Origin of the sequence: Streptomyces sp. AgN23, assembly GCF_001598115.1 — a bacterium.
Lineage (GTDB): Bacteria > Actinomycetota > Actinomycetes > Streptomycetales > Streptomycetaceae > Streptomyces > Streptomyces antimycoticus.
In genome coordinates, this window is the sequence record NZ_CP007153.1 from 153,455 (window position 1) to 171,672 (window position 18,218).

At 67.9% G+C, this 18,218-nt stretch carries 16 protein-coding genes, 2 pseudogenes and 1 riboswitch; of the genes and pseudogenes, 10 read left to right on the forward strand and 8 right to left on the reverse strand.

Annotated elements, in window-relative coordinates; all coding sequences use genetic code 11:
• Positions 1–124: 124 nt before the first annotated feature.
• Positions 125–811: an FCD domain-containing protein gene (locus AS97_RS00745; protein ID WP_125761888.1), complete on the reverse strand. Its 687-nt coding sequence runs from the start codon at positions 809–811 to the stop codon at positions 125–127.
• Positions 812–1,087: 276 nt separating this feature from the next.
• Here AS97_RS00745 and AS97_RS00750 point away from each other — a divergent pair, with 276 nt between their 5' ends.
• From AS97_RS00750 to AS97_RS00765, 4 genes are all read left to right on the forward strand, one after another.
• Positions 1,088–2,122 carry a fumarylacetoacetate hydrolase family protein gene (locus AS97_RS00750; RefSeq protein ID WP_125761886.1) on the forward strand — a complete coding sequence of 345 codons (1,035 nt, stop codon included), beginning with the start codon at positions 1,088–1,090 and terminating at the stop codon, positions 2,120–2,122.
• Positions 2,123–2,134: 12 nt separating this feature from the next.
• Entirely contained in the window at positions 2,135–3,703 is a 1,569-nt protein-coding gene (locus tag AS97_RS00755; protein WP_125761884.1) for an AMP-binding protein, read from the forward strand.
• Between the two features lie 83 nt (positions 3,704–3,786).
• Complete coding sequence (locus AS97_RS00760; RefSeq protein ID WP_125761882.1) at positions 3,787–3,996, forward strand: transposase; 210 nt, start codon at positions 3,787–3,789, stop codon at positions 3,994–3,996.
• Between the two features lie 10 nt (positions 3,997–4,006).
• Complete coding sequence (locus AS97_RS00765) at positions 4,007–4,765, forward strand: IS6 family transposase (protein ID WP_247204181.1); 759 nt, start codon at positions 4,007–4,009, stop codon at positions 4,763–4,765.
• A gap of 113 nt (positions 4,766–4,878) precedes the next feature.
• On the opposite strand, the gene AS97_RS00770 is transcribed toward AS97_RS00765, so the two are convergent.
• Positions 4,879–5,808, reverse strand: coding sequence for a VOC family protein (locus tag AS97_RS00770; protein ID WP_125762172.1), 930 nt, complete (start codon positions 5,806–5,808; stop codon positions 4,879–4,881).
• A 604-nt stretch (positions 5,809–6,412) separates the two neighbouring features.
• Positions 6,413–7,018 (reverse strand): annotated as a pseudogene (locus AS97_RS00775) (IS6 family transposase); the annotation flags it as partial.
• 50 nt (positions 7,019–7,068) lie between these two features.
• Here AS97_RS00775 and AS97_RS00780 point away from each other — a divergent pair.
• Positions 7,069–7,382, forward strand: a pseudogene (locus tag AS97_RS00780) (cobalt-precorrin-5B (C(1))-methyltransferase); the annotation flags it as partial.
• A gap of 6 nt (positions 7,383–7,388) precedes the next feature.
• Here AS97_RS00780 and AS97_RS00785 read toward each other — a convergent pair.
• From AS97_RS00785 to AS97_RS00800, 4 genes are all read right to left on the reverse strand, one after another.
• Positions 7,389–8,387: an ABC transporter substrate-binding protein gene (locus AS97_RS00785; protein WP_210564148.1), complete on the reverse strand. Its 999-nt coding sequence runs from the start codon at positions 8,385–8,387 to the stop codon at positions 7,389–7,391.
• A gap of 8 nt (positions 8,388–8,395) precedes the next feature.
• A complete protein-coding gene (locus tag AS97_RS00790) occupies positions 8,396–9,163 on the reverse strand; it encodes an ABC transporter ATP-binding protein (protein ID WP_125759860.1) in 768 nt (255 codons plus the stop codon).
• A 3-nt stretch (positions 9,164–9,166) separates the two neighbouring features.
• Entirely contained in the window at positions 9,167–10,222 is a 1,056-nt protein-coding gene (locus AS97_RS00795; RefSeq protein WP_125759859.1) for an iron ABC transporter permease, read from the reverse strand.
• Between the two features lie 111 nt (positions 10,223–10,333).
• A riboswitch (cobalamin riboswitch) is annotated at positions 10,334–10,470 on the reverse strand.
• A gap of 182 nt (positions 10,471–10,652) precedes the next feature.
• Positions 10,653–10,835, reverse strand: a complete 183-nt coding sequence (locus AS97_RS00800) for a hypothetical protein (RefSeq protein WP_125759858.1) — start codon at positions 10,833–10,835, stop codon at positions 10,653–10,655.
• A gap of 87 nt (positions 10,836–10,922) precedes the next feature.
• On the opposite strand from AS97_RS00800, the gene tsaD reads away from it, so the two are divergent.
• From tsaD to AS97_RS00815, 3 genes are all read left to right on the forward strand, one after another.
• Positions 10,923–11,975: a tRNA (adenosine(37)-N6)-threonylcarbamoyltransferase complex transferase subunit TsaD gene (gene tsaD, locus AS97_RS00805; RefSeq protein ID WP_210564149.1), complete on the forward strand. Its 1,053-nt coding sequence runs from the start codon at positions 10,923–10,925 to the stop codon at positions 11,973–11,975.
• The gene (locus AS97_RS00810; RefSeq protein ID WP_125759856.1) at positions 11,975–12,547 is read left to right on the forward strand and encodes a GNAT family N-acetyltransferase; all 573 of its coding nucleotides are present in this window, start codon (positions 11,975–11,977) and stop codon (positions 12,545–12,547) included. Before tsaD ends, AS97_RS00810 begins: the two co-directional genes overlap by 1 nt.
• Before the next feature lie 160 nt (positions 12,548–12,707).
• The gene (locus tag AS97_RS00815) at positions 12,708–13,799 is read left to right on the forward strand and encodes an integrase core domain-containing protein (RefSeq protein WP_125759863.1); all 1,092 of its coding nucleotides are present in this window, start codon (positions 12,708–12,710) and stop codon (positions 13,797–13,799) included.
• A 25-nt stretch (positions 13,800–13,824) separates the two neighbouring features.
• Here the strand turns inward: AS97_RS00815 and AS97_RS00820 are convergent, their stop codons facing one another.
• Positions 13,825–14,415 carry a hypothetical protein gene (locus AS97_RS00820; protein ID WP_125759855.1) on the reverse strand — a complete coding sequence of 197 codons (591 nt, stop codon included), beginning with the start codon at positions 14,413–14,415 and terminating at the stop codon, positions 13,825–13,827.
• A 40-nt stretch (positions 14,416–14,455) separates the two neighbouring features.
• Here AS97_RS00820 and AS97_RS00825 point away from each other — a divergent pair, with 40 nt between their 5' ends.
• Positions 14,456–14,788 carry a hypothetical protein gene (locus tag AS97_RS00825; protein ID WP_125759854.1) on the forward strand — a complete coding sequence of 111 codons (333 nt, stop codon included), beginning with the start codon at positions 14,456–14,458 and terminating at the stop codon, positions 14,786–14,788.
• A gap of 220 nt (positions 14,789–15,008) precedes the next feature.
• Positions 15,009–18,206 carry an NACHT domain-containing protein gene (locus tag AS97_RS48850; protein ID WP_210564150.1) on the forward strand — a complete coding sequence of 1,066 codons (3,198 nt, stop codon included), beginning with the start codon at positions 15,009–15,011 and terminating at the stop codon, positions 18,204–18,206.
• Positions 18,207–18,218 lie beyond the last annotated feature (12 nt).

Here is an 18,218-nt window from a genome sequence, read left to right on the forward strand (position 1 = left end):
ACCACACCCGACACCCCATCAGGCACTCACACCCCCAACAACGTGACAGCGCCGTCGACAGGGATTCGGAATCGTCGCACGGTCTCAGTCCATGAACAACTTCACGACAACTCTGTTGTCGGCGTCATTTCGCAGAGGCGTCGAGCTCCATCATGCTACTGAGCAGCATTTGTGTGGTGAAGGCGATGTGGTCGCGCAGCAGTTCTACGCCGCGTTCGAGGTCGCGGTCGATTGCGGCGTCGGCGAGGGCTTGGTGTTCGGCAGCGGGGTTGCGGCCGTTTTCCACCAGCAGGGGTGCTGCCAAGTGCCGGTACAGTTCGGCTTCGGCCCGCAGGCCTTGAGCCATTTCGACGAGCCGTCGGTTGCCGCATCCGGCGAGCAGTGCGGCGTGGAAGGCTTCATGCGCGAGGTACCAGGTGTCGTCACGGGTCTGGCCGGGGCCGTGGGGTTCGCGGCGGGCCAGTAGGTGGTGGGTGGCCACGACTTCGGATTCCCAATGATCGTCTCCGGACTGCATGGCTTGCCGGAACGTGAGTCCCTCGAGTTCGACGCGGGCGGCGGTGAGATCGGTCAATTCTTCCGCGGACAGCGACGTGACGGCGTAGCCCTGGTGCGCCTGGAGGGTGACCAGTCGTTCGCCGGTGAGCTTGGTGAGGGCTTCGCGGGCGGGGCCTACGCTGGTACCGTATTCCGCGCATATCGCGGGGAATTTGAGCCGTTGCCCGGGCTTCAGCCGTGCCGCGAAGATGTCGGCCTTGAGTCGTTCGTAGAGCTCGTCTGCCCGAGTGTCAAACCCCACTTGCTTAGCCATAGTAAAAATCCTAGCATCCTGAACCGCACTGGGGCAGCTTTTCAAAGTTTTCTTGACACTAGAAAATTGGTGGCGCAGGCTAGGCATGGATCCGCCGACGCGGTTTTCGAAATGATCTCCAAGGGTTTCCGGGGTGGATCCTTGGGCTGTCAGCTGTGTGCGGGCAGGGCATGCCGGCTGGTCTGCCCAGCACTTCCACGATGCGGCTCCGGCCGAGCCCTGGGCGGGCGGGGTGGTCAGCGACAAAGTGGACTGTGATCCAAATTAGGAGCCGCAATGCGACTGGTCACCTTCCGGCATCCTCTGGGTGCCACCCGCTTCGGTGTACTGCACAACAACCTCGTCATCGATCCCGACACGGTGCTGCGCACAGACCGTGCCCTTCGCCAGGGTCCGCATGCAGCGGACCGCGGCCTCCGGATCGCGCGCGAGATGGTCGCCTTCTTCGAGAGCGGCGCCACAGGACGCGGCCTGGCGGAGCGCGCTATCGAGCTCGTCGACGAATACCGGCGTCGCGGCGACACCCTCTCCGGACACTACGGACTCGACGGTGTACTGCCGCTGGACGAGGTCCGCCTGCTCGCCCCCGTGCCACGGCCCCGGCGCATCCGCGACTACCTCACCTACAACGAGCACGCCGCCGGGTCCGGTATGGAGGTGCCGGCCGCCTTCTCAGCCATGCCCATCTGCTACAAGTGCAACGTCGAGACGGTCATCGGACCCGACGAGCCGCTGCTGTGGCCGTCCTACACGGACCAACTCGACTTCGAACTGGAACTCGGCTTCTTTACCTCCGGCGGCGGCCGAAACCTCACGTCGGCCGACGCGGCTCGGCGCATCGCAGGCGTGACGATCTTCAACGACGTCAGCGCGCGGGATATCCAGATGTTCGAGATGGGCATGTCCATCGGCCCGTCCAAAGGCAAGGACTTCTGTACTGCCATGGGACCGTGCGTGCTGACCATGGATGAGGTCGACGAGTGGTCTGTACGGATGAGCGCCCGGGTGAACGGTGAGGTCTGGGCCACCGGGACGACCGCGAACCGGTCCTTCTCCTTCTCCGAGGTGCTGGCCTGGGCCTCGCTGGACGAGGACGTCTACCCGGGTGAGTTCTTCGGGGTGGGGACCGTCGGCGGCGGATGCGGGCTCGAACTCGACCGTTGGATCCAGCCCGGCGACATACTCGAACTCGATGCAGCAGGCATCGGCACCCTGCGCAATCCGGTGGGCCACAAACAGGTCGTACCCGAGGGTGCCGGCCTGGCTACCTACCATGGCTCACCCGCAGTCCACGTCCAGCACGCCGAGTGAGCGAGGCCCCCGATGAACTGCGCCCCCGACTCCGCCACACCGACGACAGCCACGCTGGTCAGCCGGTGGGCCGTTGATCCCAGGGCGATATTCGCCGTCGTCCTGGACGAACAGGGCTGCGCCCGGACGATCAGCTACGCCGAGCAACTGGACCGGCTCCGGCGGACCGCCGCCGCCCTGAGGGCGGCCGGAGTCCGCCGCGGCGACCGAGTGCACCTGCAGATCGCCAACCGGCCGGAGTTCTACGACGTCTGGTTCGCCAGTGCTCTGCTCGGAGCCACGCTCGTTCCGACAGGCCCGCAGTCCACCGTCGACGAACTGCGTCACGTCCTGGCCGACGCCGCTCCAGTCGTGAGCATCGTGCCGTCCGACCAGGTCTCGGTCGTCCACGAGGCCGCAGCCGGCCTGTCCGCGCTCAGCGTGCTGGCGGTTGATGGCGACGCGCCCGCCTCACTGAAGCTCCTCACCGCAGGCATCGACCCGGGTGCCGCTCCGGACGAGTCGCCCCCTGGGCCCACGGACGTCGCAGCGATCCTGTACACCTCGGGCACCACCAGCCGCCCCAAGGGAGTGCTGATCACCCACGCCAACTATCTGGCCGTGGGCCGCACGGTGACCGAACACCTGTCGATCACCACGGCCGACCGATGGCTGATCACTCTTCCCCTGTTCCACGCCAACGCCCAGTACTACTGCACCATGTCCGCGCTGGTGAGCGGGGCGTCCATCGTGCTGGCTCCCCGCTTCTCTGCCTCCGCATGGGGACGGCAGGCGGCTGAACACGGCGCGACCCTTGGCAGCCTGTTCGCGGCACCGATCCGGATGATCCTGGCCCGGTCCGAGGATAGAACCGACCCGCGTCACCGGCTGCGCGCCGTGCTGTTCGCCCAGAACCTCACCGACGACCAGGCCGCCAGATTCGAGCGACAGTTCAACACCCGGCTCCTCCAGCTGTACGGGATGACGGAGACCGTCCTGCCACCCACGCTCAACCCTGACTCGCCGCAGCGCCGCTGGCACAGCATCGGGCAGGCGCTACACGGGGTGGAGATGCGCCTGGCCGACGAGGCCGGACGCCCTGTGCCGCCCGGCACTCCCGGAGAACTGCTGATCGGCGGTGTGCCGGGGCAGACCCTCGCCGCCGGCTACCTCAACCAGCCTGAGGCCACCGAAGCCACGTTCGGCGGCGGGTGGCTGCGCACCGGTGACGTGGTCCGCCTGGACGACGACGGCTTCTACCACTTCGTCGACCGGACGAAGGACATGATCAAACGGTCCGGCGAGAACATCGCGGCCGGAGAGATCGAGCGGGTAGTGAACGATCATCAGTCGGTGCTGGAGTGCGCAGCGATCGGCGTCCCGGACCCGGTACGTGACGAGGCCGTCGTCGTCTACGCGGTGGCCCGGCCGGGGCACCGGCTCGACGAGCATCTCCTTCTCGACTGGTGCCGGGCCCGCCTCACCGACTTCAAGGTGCCCAGCACGATCGTGCTGGTGGACGCCCTGCCGCAGACGAGCGTAGGCAAGATCAGGAAGGACATGCTGCGCCGAGCCGGCACATTGTGGCACCCCAGCCGATAGAAACCGGCCAGGAAACGGCATCGTCCCACGCTGGCCGAACCGCGCGCGCCGTCACGACGGCGTTCTGACGCACACACGGATCCGTGAAAGAGCAGCCGACACCAGCCGGTCCCACCGATGACGGCTCCCGCCATCCCACCGACCCGTCGTCCGTGAACGACGCAACCAGCTTCCGCAGCTCGGGCGGCGCCTACGGCTCGCCGAAGGTGTTAATCAAGCTGGTGCGCCGGGGCTGGCGGGTGTCGGTGAACACGGTCGCGAAGCTGATGGCCGGGCGTTGTCACGTTAACTGACCGGCCTGGGATGATCTTGGAGTTGATCGTGTCGGGGAGGGGTTCGCTCGTGTCGTCCGCATCGCCTTCGTACAAGGGGCACCGGTACCCGGTGGAGGTGATCGCACACGCGGTATGGCTGTACTTCCGCTTCCCGTTGTCATTCCGTGAGGTCGAGGAGCTGATGCTCGAGCGCGGCGTGATCGTTTCCTACGAGACGGTGCGCCGCTGGTGTCCGAAGTTCGGACAGGCCTATGCCGACGGACTGCGCCGCCGTCGGCCCCGGCCCGGTGACAAGTGGCACCTGGACGAGGTCTTCATCAAGATCAACGGCGAGCTGAAGTACCTGTGGCGGGCTGTGGACGCCGACGGCGCCGTCCTGGACATCCTCGCGCAAAACCGGCGGGACACCACTGCGGCCAGGCGGTTCTCCCGCAAACTGCTCAAGAAGACCTGCTCGGTGCCGCGGACGGTGGTCACCGACAAGCTGCGCTCCTACAGCGCGGCCCACCGCGAGGTCATGCCCTCCGTCGAGCACCGTTCCCACAAGGGGCTGAACAACCGGGCCGAGAACAGCCACCAGCCCACCCGGCAACGCGAACGTGCCATGAAAGGCTCCCGCTCCGTCGGCGGAGCCCAGCAGTTCCTGGCCGCGTTCAGCGGTGTCTCACCCCACTTCCGGCCACGCCGCCACCTGATGACAGCCACCGGATACCGCGCCGAGATGACCATCCGCTTCGGCACCTGGGATCAGGTCACCGGCATCGCCAGCCTGCCTGCCGCGGCCTGAGGATAGAGCCGGAACCTGGCCCCACCACACCCGACACCCCATCAGGCACTCACACCCCCAACAACGTGACAGCGCCGCTGCCCGCTCCCCTGCGGATACCGGTATGCCGGTGCTCATTGGACGCTATGTGCGCCTACCATCAGCGCCGCGAGATCTTCCGGCTTCAGGAGCGAAGGTGGGACAGGTGGCCCCCAGCTCATCAAGGTCTTTTCGAGCCCGCCGTCCCAAACTCTAGGCGTCCACAGAGCGTCGTCGACAATGCAGTCCAAGTCGGAGTAGTACTCGCAGAAGTTACCGGCTGGATCTTTGAGGTACCAGAAAAAGTTGGACCCAACGGTATGCCGTCCCATACCCCAGACGTGCCGTTCGGGATTGCCTTCCAGCATCTGCATGGCGCCACGCCCGACCTCGTCGACATCGTCGACCTCCCATGAGGTGTGGTGGACGAAGTTCACCGGCGCGCTCTGGACCAAGACGTTGTGGTGATCCGTGGAGCACCGCAAGAAGGCAGCGGTACCGACTATTTCGTCGCTGATCTTGAGCCCGATGCCCTCGGTGAAGAACCGCTGGGTCGCTACTTGGTCGGTGGAGCCGATCACCACATGGCCTAGCTTGCGAGGACGAACAAGGCCCTCGCGCAGTACGCCTGGCGCCCGGGTCGTGCCACGCTCCTCTCGGCCGGGCCCGTTGTACAGAGGGGCAGGCGTCACCGGCTGGGTCGCACGTGCAGTCACCGCGACCTCGACCCGGACGCTGGTCGCCGGCTCGACCGCTATCAGCCGGTGCTCATCAACGTTCGACTCGACTCCCAGGCGGGTCAACCTGGATGCGATACTCTGAAGATCGTCGGGACTATCCGCGCCGATCGACAGTTCCAGCAGACGCCGTGTGGGCGCGTGTACCAACTTCAGCTGTCGGCCACCGACGCTGGTGGCAAACCAGCCGTCGTCTTCCCTGACCAGTCCGAACTCCTCGTAGTAGGCGCTGGTCTGCGTGAGTGCAGGTACACCGATCGTGATGGAGTTGAGCCGATGCAAGCTCATGACACGCCCTTCTTTTCCGGGTCGGCAGTAACGAAGCCCTGCCGGATGTTTCCGATTTATTCAGTGTGGGAGACGAGCCTCGTTCCCAGCTAGCAAGAACCGCACTGATGTGCGCATGACTCCTGCGCCGATATCGCCATCGCGTCCGGACAGATTCTGACCGTCTGGCCGACCACATGCCCTGAGACATTACGGACTGCTACAACGCCTGATGCAGCCGCGGAGACGAGGGCTCCCTAGACCCGTAGGCAGGCGCAGCATGCCGGCCCGCATGCGCGCACACAAACCAGATAAATCGGGGCATGTCAATTCTCTCGCCCCATGGAAGCCACCCACGTCCCGACTCAGCGATCAGCCGAGGGCAGCCCCGAATCGTTCATGCACGCACGCTGCCTCCTTGCAGGCGACGCCAAAGTCCGTTGCAGTCCAGTGTCCGCCAGCAAGATTCAACGGTCAAGACAACTTTCGAATATCACTCTGTCATCCAGGCGCCTTTCATGGTCAAACGGGGAGGATCAGGTACACGCACGGCGCTGTCACGTTGTTGGGGGTGTGAGTGCCTGATGGGGTGTCGGGTGTGGTGGGCCAGGTTCCGGCTCTATCCTCAGGCCGCGGCAGGCAGGCTGGCGATGCCGGTGACCTGATCCCAGGTGCCGAAGCGGATGGTCATCTCGGCGCGGTATCCGGTGGCTGTCATCAGGTGGCGGCGTGGCCGGAAGTGGGGTGAGACACCGCTGAACGCGGCCAGGAACTGCTGGGCTCCGCCGACGGAGCGGGAGCCTTTCATGGCACGTTCGCGTTGCCGGGTGGGCTGGTGGCTGTTCTCGGCCCGGTTGTTCAGCCCCTTGTGGGAACGGTGCTCGACGGAGGGCATGACCTCGCGGTGGGCCGCGCTGTAGGAGCGCAGCTTGTCGGTGACCACCGTCCGCGGCACCGAGCAGGTCTTCTTGAGCAGTTTGCGGGAGAACCGCCTGGCCGCAGTGGTGTCCCGCCGGTTTTGCGCGAGGATGTCCAGGACGGCGCCGTCGGCGTCCACAGCCCGCCACAGGTACTTCAGCTCGCCGTTGATCTTGATGAAGACCTCGTCCAGGTGCCACTTGTCACCGGGCCGGGGCCGACGGCGGCGCAGTCCGTCGGCATAGGCCTGTCCGAACTTCGGACACCAGCGGCGCACCGTCTCGTAGGAAACGATCACGCCGCGCTCGAGCACAGTCGCCGATGGCTCGCCAGCGGTGGCCTGTGCCGCCGGGGTCGCCTCACTTCGCCAAGCTCTCCAAGCTGGCCGCCGGTCATCTGGACCTGCACTCCGCACGCTCCCAGGTCGACAAGGGCTTCCTCGCCGAACTCGCCCACCGTGGCGGCGCCGACGAAACCCTCGCTGCCGAGGTCGCGAACGCCAACACCGGTCTGGCCGCACTGCAGTTGTGCACGGCGGCCGGGATCCCGCTCGGCGACCTGGTCGCGATGACAGCCCGCGACGAGGCCCTCACCGTCCTGCGCGGGGTCCCCGCCCGGTCGACGTGATCTGCATCGACCGGGCGGGCACGATCGTGGGCCGCAGCGCGATCCGCTGACGGTCCTTACCGCTGCTGGGCCGCCGCCCGCAGATACCCCCCGAGCCGGACGATGGCGGACGGGTTGCGGGGGCTTTCCACCAGGTCGACGTAGTCGAGGACGAAGATCCGCTTGTGCTTGACCGCGGAGACGTTCCGCAGCGGGGCGTACGACAGCAGGAACTTCCGCTTCTGCTCGGCGCTCACGTCGCTGTAGTTGCAGACGACGATGACGTCCGGGTTCCGCTCGACGACGCTCTCCCAGCCGACGGTGGTCCAGGAGTCGTCGACGTCGTGCATGACGTTGTCCCCGCCGGCCTTGCTGATGATCTCGTCGGGGGCGCCGTAACGGCCCGACGACAAAGGCTGGTCCTGGCCGCTGTCGTAGAGGAAGACCTTCGGACGGTGGGCGGGCGCCTTCGCCACGGTGGTGGCGACCTGCCTCTTGAAGTCGGCGATCAGCGCGGCGGCACGCTTCTCGACGCCGAAGAGCTTGCCGAGGTTGGTGAGGTCGGCGTACAGGGCGTCCAGGGGCGGCATGATGCCGCGCGAGGTCTTGGTGCGGCCGTTGCGGCAGGACTCGGTGAGGATGTACGTCGGGATGCCGAGCTTCTTCAGAGCCTCCGGGGTGAAGCCGCTGTCTTCGCGGAAGCCGTAACTCCAGCCGGCGAAGACGAGGTCGGCGCGGGCGTCCAGGACGTTCTCCTTGGTGAGCCGGTCCTTGGAGAGCCACTTGACCTTGTCGTAGGCGTCCTTCCAGGGCACGTCGGTCAGGTCGCCCTTGTCGTCGGGCATGGCGAACCCGGCCATGCGGTTCTCCAGGCCGAGGGCGAACATCAGCTCGGTGATGCCGACGTCGTTGGTGACGACCCGCTGGGGGACCTTGTCGTACGTCACCTTCTTGCCGCAGTTGGTGAGCGTGACGGCGTGGGACTTCGCCTCCTTGGACGACTCGACACTCGCGCCGCAGCCGGTTGCGGTGACGGTGGCTGCGAGGCAGAGGGCGGCGGCGAGCAACTTACGCATGGGAGTCCTTACTTGGCGGGCTGAAGCAGGTCGAACAGGAGCTGGACCGCGCCGGTCTCCGGGTGCCGCACCGGATGCGCGCGCACTCCGAACACCTCGGCGAGCAGGGCGGGTCGGAGTACGTCGTGCGGTGGTCCGGAGGCGGCGATCCGGCCGCCGGCGATGACGTAGAGGACATCGCAGTGCGCGGCGGCCAGGTTGAGGTCGTGCAGGGCGGCGAGCACGGTCAGCCCGCTGTCGCGGACGAGGGAAAGCATGTCCAGCTGGTGGGCGATGTCGAGGTGGTTGGTGGGTTCGTCGAGGACGAGGACGCGGGGTTGCTGGGCGAGGGCGCGGGCGATGAGGACGCGCTGTTTCTCGCCGCCGGACAGGGCGAGGAACCCGCGGTCGGCGAGGTGCGTGACGCCGGTGCGGTCCATGGCCTGCGCGCAGACGGCGCGGTCCTCGGCGGCCGTGCGGCCCTGGTGCGGCAGGCGTCCCATCGCCACCGCTTCGGCGACGGTGAAGTCGAACTCGGCGGACGTCTCCTGCGGCAGCGCGGCCAACTGCCGGGCGGCGGCCCGCGGTTCCATGGCGTGCAGGTCGTCCCCGTCGAGGCGTACGACTCCCCCGGCCGGGCGCAGTGCCCGGTACACGCAGCGCAGCAACGTCGACTTGCCGCTGCCGTTCGGACCGACGAGCCCGACGAACGCCCCGCTGTCCGCAGCGAGCCGCACGTCCTCCACCAGCCGGGTCCCGGCGGCCTCGACCGTCACGTCCTCGATGTCGAGCCTCATCTGTCACCGGCCTCCGAACGCGTAGCCGCCGCGCCGCATCAGCAGCAGGAAGGCGGGGACGCCGACCACCGCGGTGATCACTCCGACCGGCAACTCCGCGGGCGCGAGCAGGAGTCGGGACAGGATGTCCGCCCACACCAGCAGGACGGCTCCGGCGAGGGGTGCCACCGCGAGCACCTTCCGGTGGTCGGCACCGACCAGAATCCGTACGACGTGCGGCACCATCAGTCCGACGAAACCGATGGCTCCACTGACCGCGACCACCGTGCCGGTCACCGCTGCCGTCACCAGGAACAGCTCCCTGCGCAGCCGGGCGGGTTGGACGCCGAGCGCGGCGGCCGTCTCGTCGCCCATGGCGAGTGCATTGAGCGGTTCGGCCCGCCACCGCAGCCACGCCCACCCGGCGGCCACGGTCACCGCGGCGAGCGGCACCTGCGCCCAGGTCGCCCCGCCCAGGCTGCCCAGCAGCCACATCATCGCCGAACGGGCCGCCTCGCCCCGGGCCGCGCCGAACACCATGACAGTGGTGACCGCCTCGAAGCCGTACGCCAGCGCCGTCCCGGTCAGGATCAGCCGCAGCGGTGTCAGGCCGTGCGGCGAGCGGGCCACCGCGTACACGAGGACCATGGCCGCGAGCGCCGAGGCGAACGCCGACACCGACAGCGCCCACACACCCAGCCCGGCGAACGCCCCGAGCAGGATGACCGCGTTCGCGCCCACCGCCGCGCCCGAGGAGATGCCCAGCACGAACGGATCGGCGAGCGCGTTGCGCACCATGGCCTGCACGGCGACCCCGACGGCCGCGAGCCCCGCGCCCACGACGGCCCCGAGCACGACGCGCGGCAGCCGGATCTCCCAGACGATGGTGTACGCGGCGGCGTCATCGGCATGCACGGTGCCGCCGGTGGTCCCTGCCCACAGGAAGCGGAACACATCCGCCCAGCCGATCCCTGCGGCCCCGAGGCCGACACCGCACACGAGCGACACGAGGAGAAGCAGTCCGAGGCCGAGTGCCAAGGGGGGTACGGGTATTCGGCCGGGGATGGGGCTGCGTCGCACGGTCGGGGCGGTCCTTCGCCTAGGGCCGCCGGTCGGACCTCACGCAAGGAGACAGCCCGTACGACACGAAGGCCGCGCGGTCCCCTCTCGCAGTCCACGGCGAGCAGTCAACGGGTCGCGCCACCCACAGGCGATCGGGCTCACGCGAACAACCAGGGGTCGCCGCACACACCGTTGCGGGTCAGCGCCGGACTCTCACCGGACTTCCCCCGCGGGAGGCGTTGGGAGCCTAACAGAGGCAGATCAACGGCAGACGTGCCGCTCCCACTCCGGCGAATACAGGTGGCTGTCGCCGAACTGCTCCGCCCCCAGCGTCCGCGGCGCTCAGGGATGGCTGTCGGGGCGACGGGGGCGCACTTTACCCGGCGAGGGCCAGGAGCTGCGCGTTCGAGGAGCGAACGGGACCAAGCCCTCATCCATTCACCTGCGGTCAGAGCCCGAGGAAGCCGAGGGCGCCTCGTACCTGGTCGCTGCCGGTGTACGGGCGGCGGGTTCGGAGGCTCCCGGAGTTCCCGGCGGTACGGGTCAGCGAGCCGCCTGCCGCCGCCTTCGCGATGGGCGAGGCAGCAGAGACTTCGGGAAGCGGGATGTCCAGATGCCACTGGCTGGGCATCGCTCGCGAGCCCGAACTCGGCTTAACATCCCACCCGACTTATTGCACACTATTCGCAACAGCATGTGGCTCGCAGGAAGGCGCAGCATGGCCCCTCCGATCGTGCTCGGGATCGAGTCGTCGTGCGACGAGACCGGCGCGGGACTCGTCCGGGACGGGGTCCTGCTCGGCCATGCGGTGGCGTCGAGCATGGACGAGCACGCCCGCTACGGCGGAGTGGTCCCGGAGATCGCCTCCCGCGCTCATCTGCATGCCCTGCGCCCGGTCGTGGGCCAGGCACTCGACGAGGCGGGGCTGCGGCTGTCGGACATCGACGCCGTCGCCGTCACCACGGGGCCGGGCCTGTCCGGCGCGTTGCAGGTGGGCCTGGCGGGTGCGAAGGGCATCGCCTACGCGCTGGGCGTGCCGCTCCACGGGGTTCATCACCTGGCCGGTCATGTCGCCGCCGACACCCTGGAACACGGCCCGCTGCCCAACCCCTGCATGGTCCTGATCGTCTCCGGCGGCCGCACCTCGCTCCTCCGCGTCCGCAGCCTGGCCCGCGACCCGATCGCCCACCTCGGCGACACCCTCGACGACGCCGGGGAGTGCTTCGACAAGGTCGCCCGGGCCTTCGGGCTGCCGTACCCCGGCGGTCCGGCCATCGACCAGGCGGCGCGCACAGGCGATCCGCGCGCTGTCGACTTCCCGCGCCCGCTGCCCGGCTCGTACGACTTCTCTTTCTCGGGGCTGAAGACAGCCGCCGCCCGCTGGGCCGAGGGTCACCCGGGCCGAGAGCTACCGGTGGCGAACGGGGCGGCCTCGCTCCAGGAGGCGATCGCGGACGTACTGACCCGCAAGGCGGTGGCCGCCTGCGTCGAGCACGGGGTCGGCACGCTGGTGGTGGTCGGCGGGGTCGCCGCGAACTCCCGTGTCCGGTCCCTCGCCGAGGAGCGCTGCCAGGCCGCCGGAATCAACCTACGTGTACCGCCGCTCAAGCTGTGCACAGACAACGGCGCGATGATCGCCGCCGTCGGCGACCTCCTCGTACGCGCCGGAGCCGAACCCGCACCGCTCAACGTGTCCATTGACCCGTCAGCGCCGTTGGAATACGCGGCCCTGCACCCGGTGTCGACCACCACGAAATCGGTGGCGGCCTGATGAACACCCGCATCAAGGTCTTCAGGGACGCGGGCCTGCTCGCCCATTCCGGCGCCTTGCACTCCCTCTACGTCTCGGCGTTCTGCGTCCCGCCCTGGAACGAGGACGAGGCGAGAGCGGCCGAGTTCGTGGGGCGGCTGGTGAGCAACGTCCGACGGCTCGGCTTCACCGCCGCGCTCGCCTTCGCCGGGGAAGAGTCCCTCGGTTTCGCGACCGCCGGGACCACCCTGGCCCCGTTCCCCACCGGCCGCTGCTACCCACAGGCAGCCGCCGGCCTTGGCCCCGAGCGCACCGTCGACTGGCTGTGCGGCGCCCGCGCGATAGATGAACTCGCCGTCCGCCCCGCAGCTCAGGGCACCGGCCTCCCCGCCGACCTCCTCGAAGCGGTGACCGAAGACGCTCCAGGTGGCCGCTCCTGGCTGCTCACCTCCGTGCAGTCGTCCCGGGCCATGTCCTTCTACCGTTCCCAGGGCTGGACCCAGGCCACGCACCCTTCCCCCGACGGCAACGGCAGCGCCGTCTTCCTCAGCCCTCGCCACCCCGCCCGGCACCTGGCCGCCCAGCCCCTGTAAGCATCCGGAGTCCACCCACTGCGACCTTGAAGGTGCCAGAAACCTCGTCCGTGCTGGTCACGACGCCGGAGTGCTGCAGCGGCCCGCCGCTCAACCATGGCAGAAGTGGAACCACCGCGCCCATTGCCGACTCGCCCTCCCCCACACCAGCATTGGCGGAGTGCTGCTGCGCCTGCTCTACCTGGCCTTGACAAGCATGTTCACCCTGTTACGACTCATGCCGATAAGTGACCGCGACAAGGACGCCGAGATCCTGGCGTTACGCCACCAACTGGCCGTACTACAGCGGCAGACCGACAAACGGAAGCTCACCTGGCCAGACCGTGCACTGCTGGCCGCCCTCCTACATCGCCTCCCCCGGGCACGTCTTCGTCAACTACCGCTGATCGTCTCGCCTGACACGGTGCTGCGGTGGCACCGGGAGCTGCTGCGGCGCCGCCACGCAAAGGCTTCCCGCCCCAAACGGCCGGGACGGCCCCGCACCGTACGATCCGTCCGTGCTCTTGCACTACGGCTCGCGCGAGCGAATCCCAGCTGGGGCTATCGGCGAATCCATAGCGAACTCGCCACCCTCGGGATCAAGGTGGCCGCCGCCACCGTGTGGAACATCCTCAAGGAGCACGGCATAGGCCCAGCACCCGAGCGCGACCACACCACCTGGGCCGCCTTCCTGCGCTCCCAGGCCCAGGCAATCCTCGCCGCAGACTTCTTCGAGACCAAGACCCTGAGCGGAGCGACGCTGCACGTCCTCGCGGTGATCGAGCACGCCACCCGCCGCGTGCGGATCCTCGGCGCGACGGCACACCCCACCGCCGTCTGGGTCACCCAGCTCGCCCGCAACATGGTCATGGACCTCCAAGACGCAGGCATCAATGCGAAGTTCCTGATCCGGGACCGAGACGGACGGTACCCGGCATCCTTCGACACCGTCCTGCAAGCCGAGAGCGTCAAAGTCGTCCAGACCGGCGTCCGCATACCGCGCATGAACGCGATCACGGAACGCTGGGTGCGCTCATGCCGAACCGAACTCCTCGACCGCACCCTCATCTGGAACCAGACCCATCTACTCCACGCGCTACGCGAATACGAGACGTTCTACAACGAGCACAGACCCCACCGCACTCTCGCAAGCGCCGCACCACTCCACCCGCTACCCGAACCGATCACGGAACCCGACCAGCCCACCCATCTCCACGTCCATCGACGCGATCACCTCGGCGGACTCCTGCACGAGTACCGGCACACCGCGTGACCAGCACGGACGCAGTTCTTGGCACCTACAGCCCCTGGGAGGCCAGTTGGTTCGAGAACGTATGGAGAAGGCGGGCGAATTCCAGCCCGTAGGTGCTGATGTTCTGCCGTGCCGCATTCCGCATCCGCCGGACGTCCTCGGCGACGAGTTCCACCGACGTCCGGTCGGGCGCCGGGCCTCCGGATGCGTGAGCGAACGCCCCGACCAGGAAAGCGGCGGACGGTCTGCGGGCAGGGTCGTTCTCCAGACAACGCCAAAGAGTCCGCAGGAGCACCGGGGCGATCCCGGGGTTGGTCAATGGGCCTTGTTCCGAGTTGTCAGCCCTCGGGTCGCTCCACTGTCCCGAGAGGAAGGCCAGCAGCAGCGCCCCGACGGCGTACATATCGCTCTGAGGGGTGAGCGACCGCCCGCTGTCGCTCGCCTCCAGGTAAGTGTCGCTGAGGGGGAGCACGTCGCGGTGAGCGCTGTCCACTCGGTCGACCGTCGCCGTCGCCCAGCCGATCAGCCGGACGTCGCGGTCGGTCACGAGAACGGCCCGTGGTGCGAGTGAGCCGTGCACGAGCCCCCGGGCGTGGGCGAGGGCGACGGCCTCCGTCAGGCCGAGGCCGATCCGCAAGAAGAGCTCCTCGGGGACCTTCCCCTCGTGTTCATCGAGGATGGTGCGCAGGTTCGGCGCGGGTGGTGAGGACGGATCGTCTCCGCGGCGGTGGACGCAGCGCGCCGCGACCCACGGCAGCTCCCCGGTGGTGGGACAGCGGATCGGGGACCTGATGGGTCAGCTCAGGGACTTCGAGCAGATGGTTCCCGACGAATCCGTCCAGCAGCTCACCGCCGAGAACACCACCCTCAAGCGGTGGGTCCAGCAGCTGTCCCAGGAGCACCGCGCCCTGCAGGGACGGCTCGAAGGCTCCCGCTCCAACCTTCGCTTCGCCGACAAGCGCATCGCAGACCTCGAAGCACAGGTCCTGGAGCTGCAGCAGTCATGCTGAGTTGGTGGCAAGCCGGGCGCGCCGCAGGTGGCTGTCGTTCGGCGCGCTGCGCGACGAACCAGTGGATGGGGCTCCTGAACTCCGTCTCTATCGGTCTTGAGGTCGGAGCAGGTTTGAGGGACTGTAGGCGCTGCGCGGCGGGCAGGTGATGAAGTGCGCTTTCATATCCGAGTGTTGCTTGGGTGTGCGGGAGCTTCACGGTGGCTGGACAGGGGGATCCGTGGCGGGCGACAAGGGCTTGTCCATCGGTCGTGCGGGATTGCTGGGGCTGGGGGTCGGCGCTCCCCTGGTCGTGGGAACACAGCTCTGGCCGAAGGTGGAGAGCCATCCCGTGCTGGCCATGGGACTCCTCTGCGCCTACGAAGTGGCTCTGGCTGTCCTCGCGTTCTTCGCGTCCATCTCAAAAGAGCTGGAGAATCGCCTGGCGAAGCGGGTGGCTGACGGGGTCGAGCGGCTGCTGTTGGCTCGCCTCACACGGTACGAACGGAGGTATCGTCGATATCTGGTCGTGCGGCATTCAGCCGGGGGCGTCAAGGGCCTGACCATCCAGGGGCCGCGGAACCCCCGCCTCGATGACGTATTCGTCGACGTAAGCCTGAGGCCAAGCCCACTGCACCACGCGCAGAACGTCACCCTCGCGGACGTTGAGCAGGAGTTTCCGGACGGCGAGCGCAGATCTCTCCAGGACCTCCTGGACGATCCAGGTCCGCGGTCCCTTGTCGTCATCGGCGCCCCCGGCACGGGGAAGACAACGCTCTTGGAACACACCACGGTGGTGCACGCCCGCCGCAAAGCGCGGCGGCGGGCGAAGCGCTGGCTTCCGGTCTTCATCACCCTACGCGACCACGTCGAGCAGATGGCCGGAGACGGCGTCGCGGGTGCGGGGTTAACGATCGCCGATGTCGCGCGACTGACGCTCTCGGCCGCCGCTCTGGGGGAAGCGCCCGCCGGGTGGTTCGAGGACCACCTGGAGCACGGCCGCTGTGTGGTGCTGCTCGATGGCCTGGACGAGGTCGCCGACCCGTACATGCGCCAGCGCTTGGTGCAGTGGGCGGAGTCCCAGGTCGCCCGCTACCCGGACAATCACTGGGTGCTCACCACTCGGCCACAGGGCTACGACGCCGCGCCGCTGGACGGTGCCGAGGTGCTCGTGGTCCGCCGCTTCACACCGGACCAGATCCGCCGCTTTGTACACGGCTGGTACGGCGCCGTTGAGCGCCTCTCGGGCAGCAGGGACACGGGAGCGGTGGCGTACGCCTCGGCCGAGGACCTCATCGACCGGCTGCGCGCCCAGCCCAGTCTCTACGGGTTGTCCTCCAACCCCTTGCTGCTCACCATGCTCTGCAACGTGCACCGCTACCTCGGAGCGCTGCCCGGCACCCGGGCGGAGCTGTACGGCCAGATCTGCCAGGTGCTGCTGTGGCGCAGGCACCAGGCCAAGGGGCTCTGGAAGGACGCCGACGCGGGACCGGCCCGTGAAGCCGTGCTGCGGGAACTCGCGTACGGGATGATGGTCCATCAGACCCGCTCGTTGCCCGTTGGCGGGGCGCTCGCCACGGATCTGCTGGTTCCGGCGCTCGTCCGCGAACTCCCCGGGGTGTCCACGGATGCCTTCCTCACGTCCGTCGCCCGCACTGGACTGCTCGTCGAACGTGAACCCGGACAGTTCAGCTTCGCGCATCAGACCTTCCAGGAGTACCTGGCAGCGTCCCATATCCATCACAACGGCATGGGCCACCTCCTGGAAGGGAGGATCAGCGACGCCTGGTGGCGCGAAAGCATTCTGCTGTGGTCGACGGTCAACCCGCCCGACCACGTCATCGAGGCCTGCCTTGAGTTGGATACTGCCGAGGCACTGGCGCTCGCGTTCGACTGCTACGACGAGGCCCGGGAGAAGCCGCATGAGCTCGGTCAGCGCCTCGAGCAACTGCGCCTGGAAGCGCTGCAGTCGCCAGCGGACTCGCCGCGTCGACAGATAATGGAAGGAGCCACGGTCGCCCGCCATCTGCGCCAGGTCGTCTGGCTAGCGGATGGAGTACTGGTCAGCGCGCTGCCGGTCAGCCACGACGTCTACCGTCTGTTCACCGACGCCCACCCGGAATTCCGGCTTGAAGGGTCAGGGGGAGAGAGGGGGGCTCGACGGTCACGGGCCGCCACCACCAATTACAGCCCCGCATTCCTCGGTATTCCGCCGGGCGCGCCGGAGGCCCTGGTCAGGTGGGTGAATGATGTGCTCGACGGCTCTGCCGCCTTCCGGCTGCCCACCTGGAACGAGGCCTCCGATCCCGCCATGCAACCGCTGCTGCCTCCGGAGTGCTCCCTATGGTGCCAGCCTCCGCGTGACTGGAGCGACCGGGAACCGGTCTGCTGGGCGCCGGAGGGCATGTCTCATCCCTGGTCAGTGCCCCTGGAACGGGTGTACGAGCGGGCTGTCCGAAGCGGGATCGGCGCCATTCATAGCTCCGACGCAAGCATCGTGTTCCCGGATCAGCACACTGATCCAAGCTTTTACAGCCTATTCACCGACACGGCCTTTGCTGTCACGGACACGGGGCACGTCTTCAGCCCTCTCATGACCTTCGACTCAATCAACATCAGCTCGAGTCAGGCGCTGGTCCGCCCCTCGTCCCCTCAACTTCTTGTGGAGCTCCTCACGTCCCTTCCCGACGTGGTGGAACGGGCGCCACGACTCATAAGCCCAATACATGGAGACCGCTCGATCACAGAAGTTCGCCGCCTGGCAACCAGCATCGCCGCCCTGGGAACGGAGACGGTCGCCCGCGGTGTGGAGTCAGAGCCGGAAGCCGCCGACTTACTGAGGGCGGCGGCTATGTTCCTCGCAGACCGCAGTGACGGGATTGAGATCGAGACGATGTGCCGTGACATCGCTCTCGGCATCACCACCCTTCAGGACGTGGAGTCGCCTTGCCACAGCGCCGTAAGGGGGCTTCGGGTCCGTGTTGCGTGGCCCTCAGGTGCGCACCAGGAGGACCACCTCGCGTGCTGGGATGATGCCGTCCGCGCGGGCCGGGCCGGTAGCCGGGCCGCACACTCCCGGCGCGTTCTGGCGGGCCTGCGGACGGTGGCCATCGACGGCACCAGCCTGCACCTACCCGACAGCGAACCGATCGCCTCCCGGCACACCAAACGCAAGCGCAAGGGCGAGGACGTGGAGTTCGGCTACCCGCTGTTGCGACTGCTCACGCTCATCGAGTGCGGCACCCGAGCGGTGCTCGCCGCCGCCTTCGGCCCGGAGACCACAGGCGAGACCAACTACGCCGAGCCCATGCTCGACCGGCTGACCCGCGGAATGCTCGTGCTGCTGGACACCGGCTTCGACGGTTACCCCTCCTGCTCCAGCTCCGCTCCACCGGAGCGGAGTTCCTGTGCCGGTCCGGCTCCCGTCGCATCCCGCTGATCACCAAGCGGC

Bases quoted from the DNA above. Each gene is read 5' to 3' on its own strand.
- AS97_RS00790 (WP_125759860.1), bottom strand. From the start codon at position 9,163: ATGAGGCTCGACATCGAGGACGTGACGGTCGAGGCCGCCGGGACCCGG.
- AS97_RS00800 (WP_125759858.1), bottom strand. From the start codon at position 10,835: ATGCCCAGCCAGTGGCATCTGGACATCCCGCTTCCCGAAGTCTCTGCT.
- AS97_RS00810 (WP_125759856.1), top strand. From the start codon at position 11,975: ATGAACACCCGCATCAAGGTCTTCAGGGACGCGGGCCTGCTCGCCCAT.
- AS97_RS00825 (WP_125759854.1), top strand. From the start codon at position 14,456: ATGGTGCGCAGGTTCGGCGCGGGTGGTGAGGACGGATCGTCTCCGCGG.
- AS97_RS00755 (WP_125761884.1), top strand. From the start codon at position 2,135: ATGAACTGCGCCCCCGACTCCGCCACACCGACGACAGCCACGCTGGTC.
- tsaD (WP_210564149.1), top strand. From the start codon at position 10,923: ATGGCCCCTCCGATCGTGCTCGGGATCGAGTCGTCGTGCGACGAGACC.
- AS97_RS00745 (WP_125761888.1), bottom strand. From the start codon at position 811: ATGGCTAAGCAAGTGGGGTTTGACACTCGGGCAGACGAGCTCTACGAA.
- AS97_RS00770 (WP_125762172.1), bottom strand. From the start codon at position 5,808: ATGAGCTTGCATCGGCTCAACTCCATCACGATCGGTGTACCTGCACTC.
- AS97_RS00750 (WP_125761886.1), top strand. From the start codon at position 1,088: ATGCGACTGGTCACCTTCCGGCATCCTCTGGGTGCCACCCGCTTCGGT.
- AS97_RS00765 (WP_247204181.1), top strand. From the start codon at position 4,007: ATGATCTTGGAGTTGATCGTGTCGGGGAGGGGTTCGCTCGTGTCGTCC.
- AS97_RS00785 (WP_210564148.1), bottom strand. From the start codon at position 8,387: ATGCGTAAGTTGCTCGCCGCCGCCCTCTGCCTCGCAGCCACCGTCACC.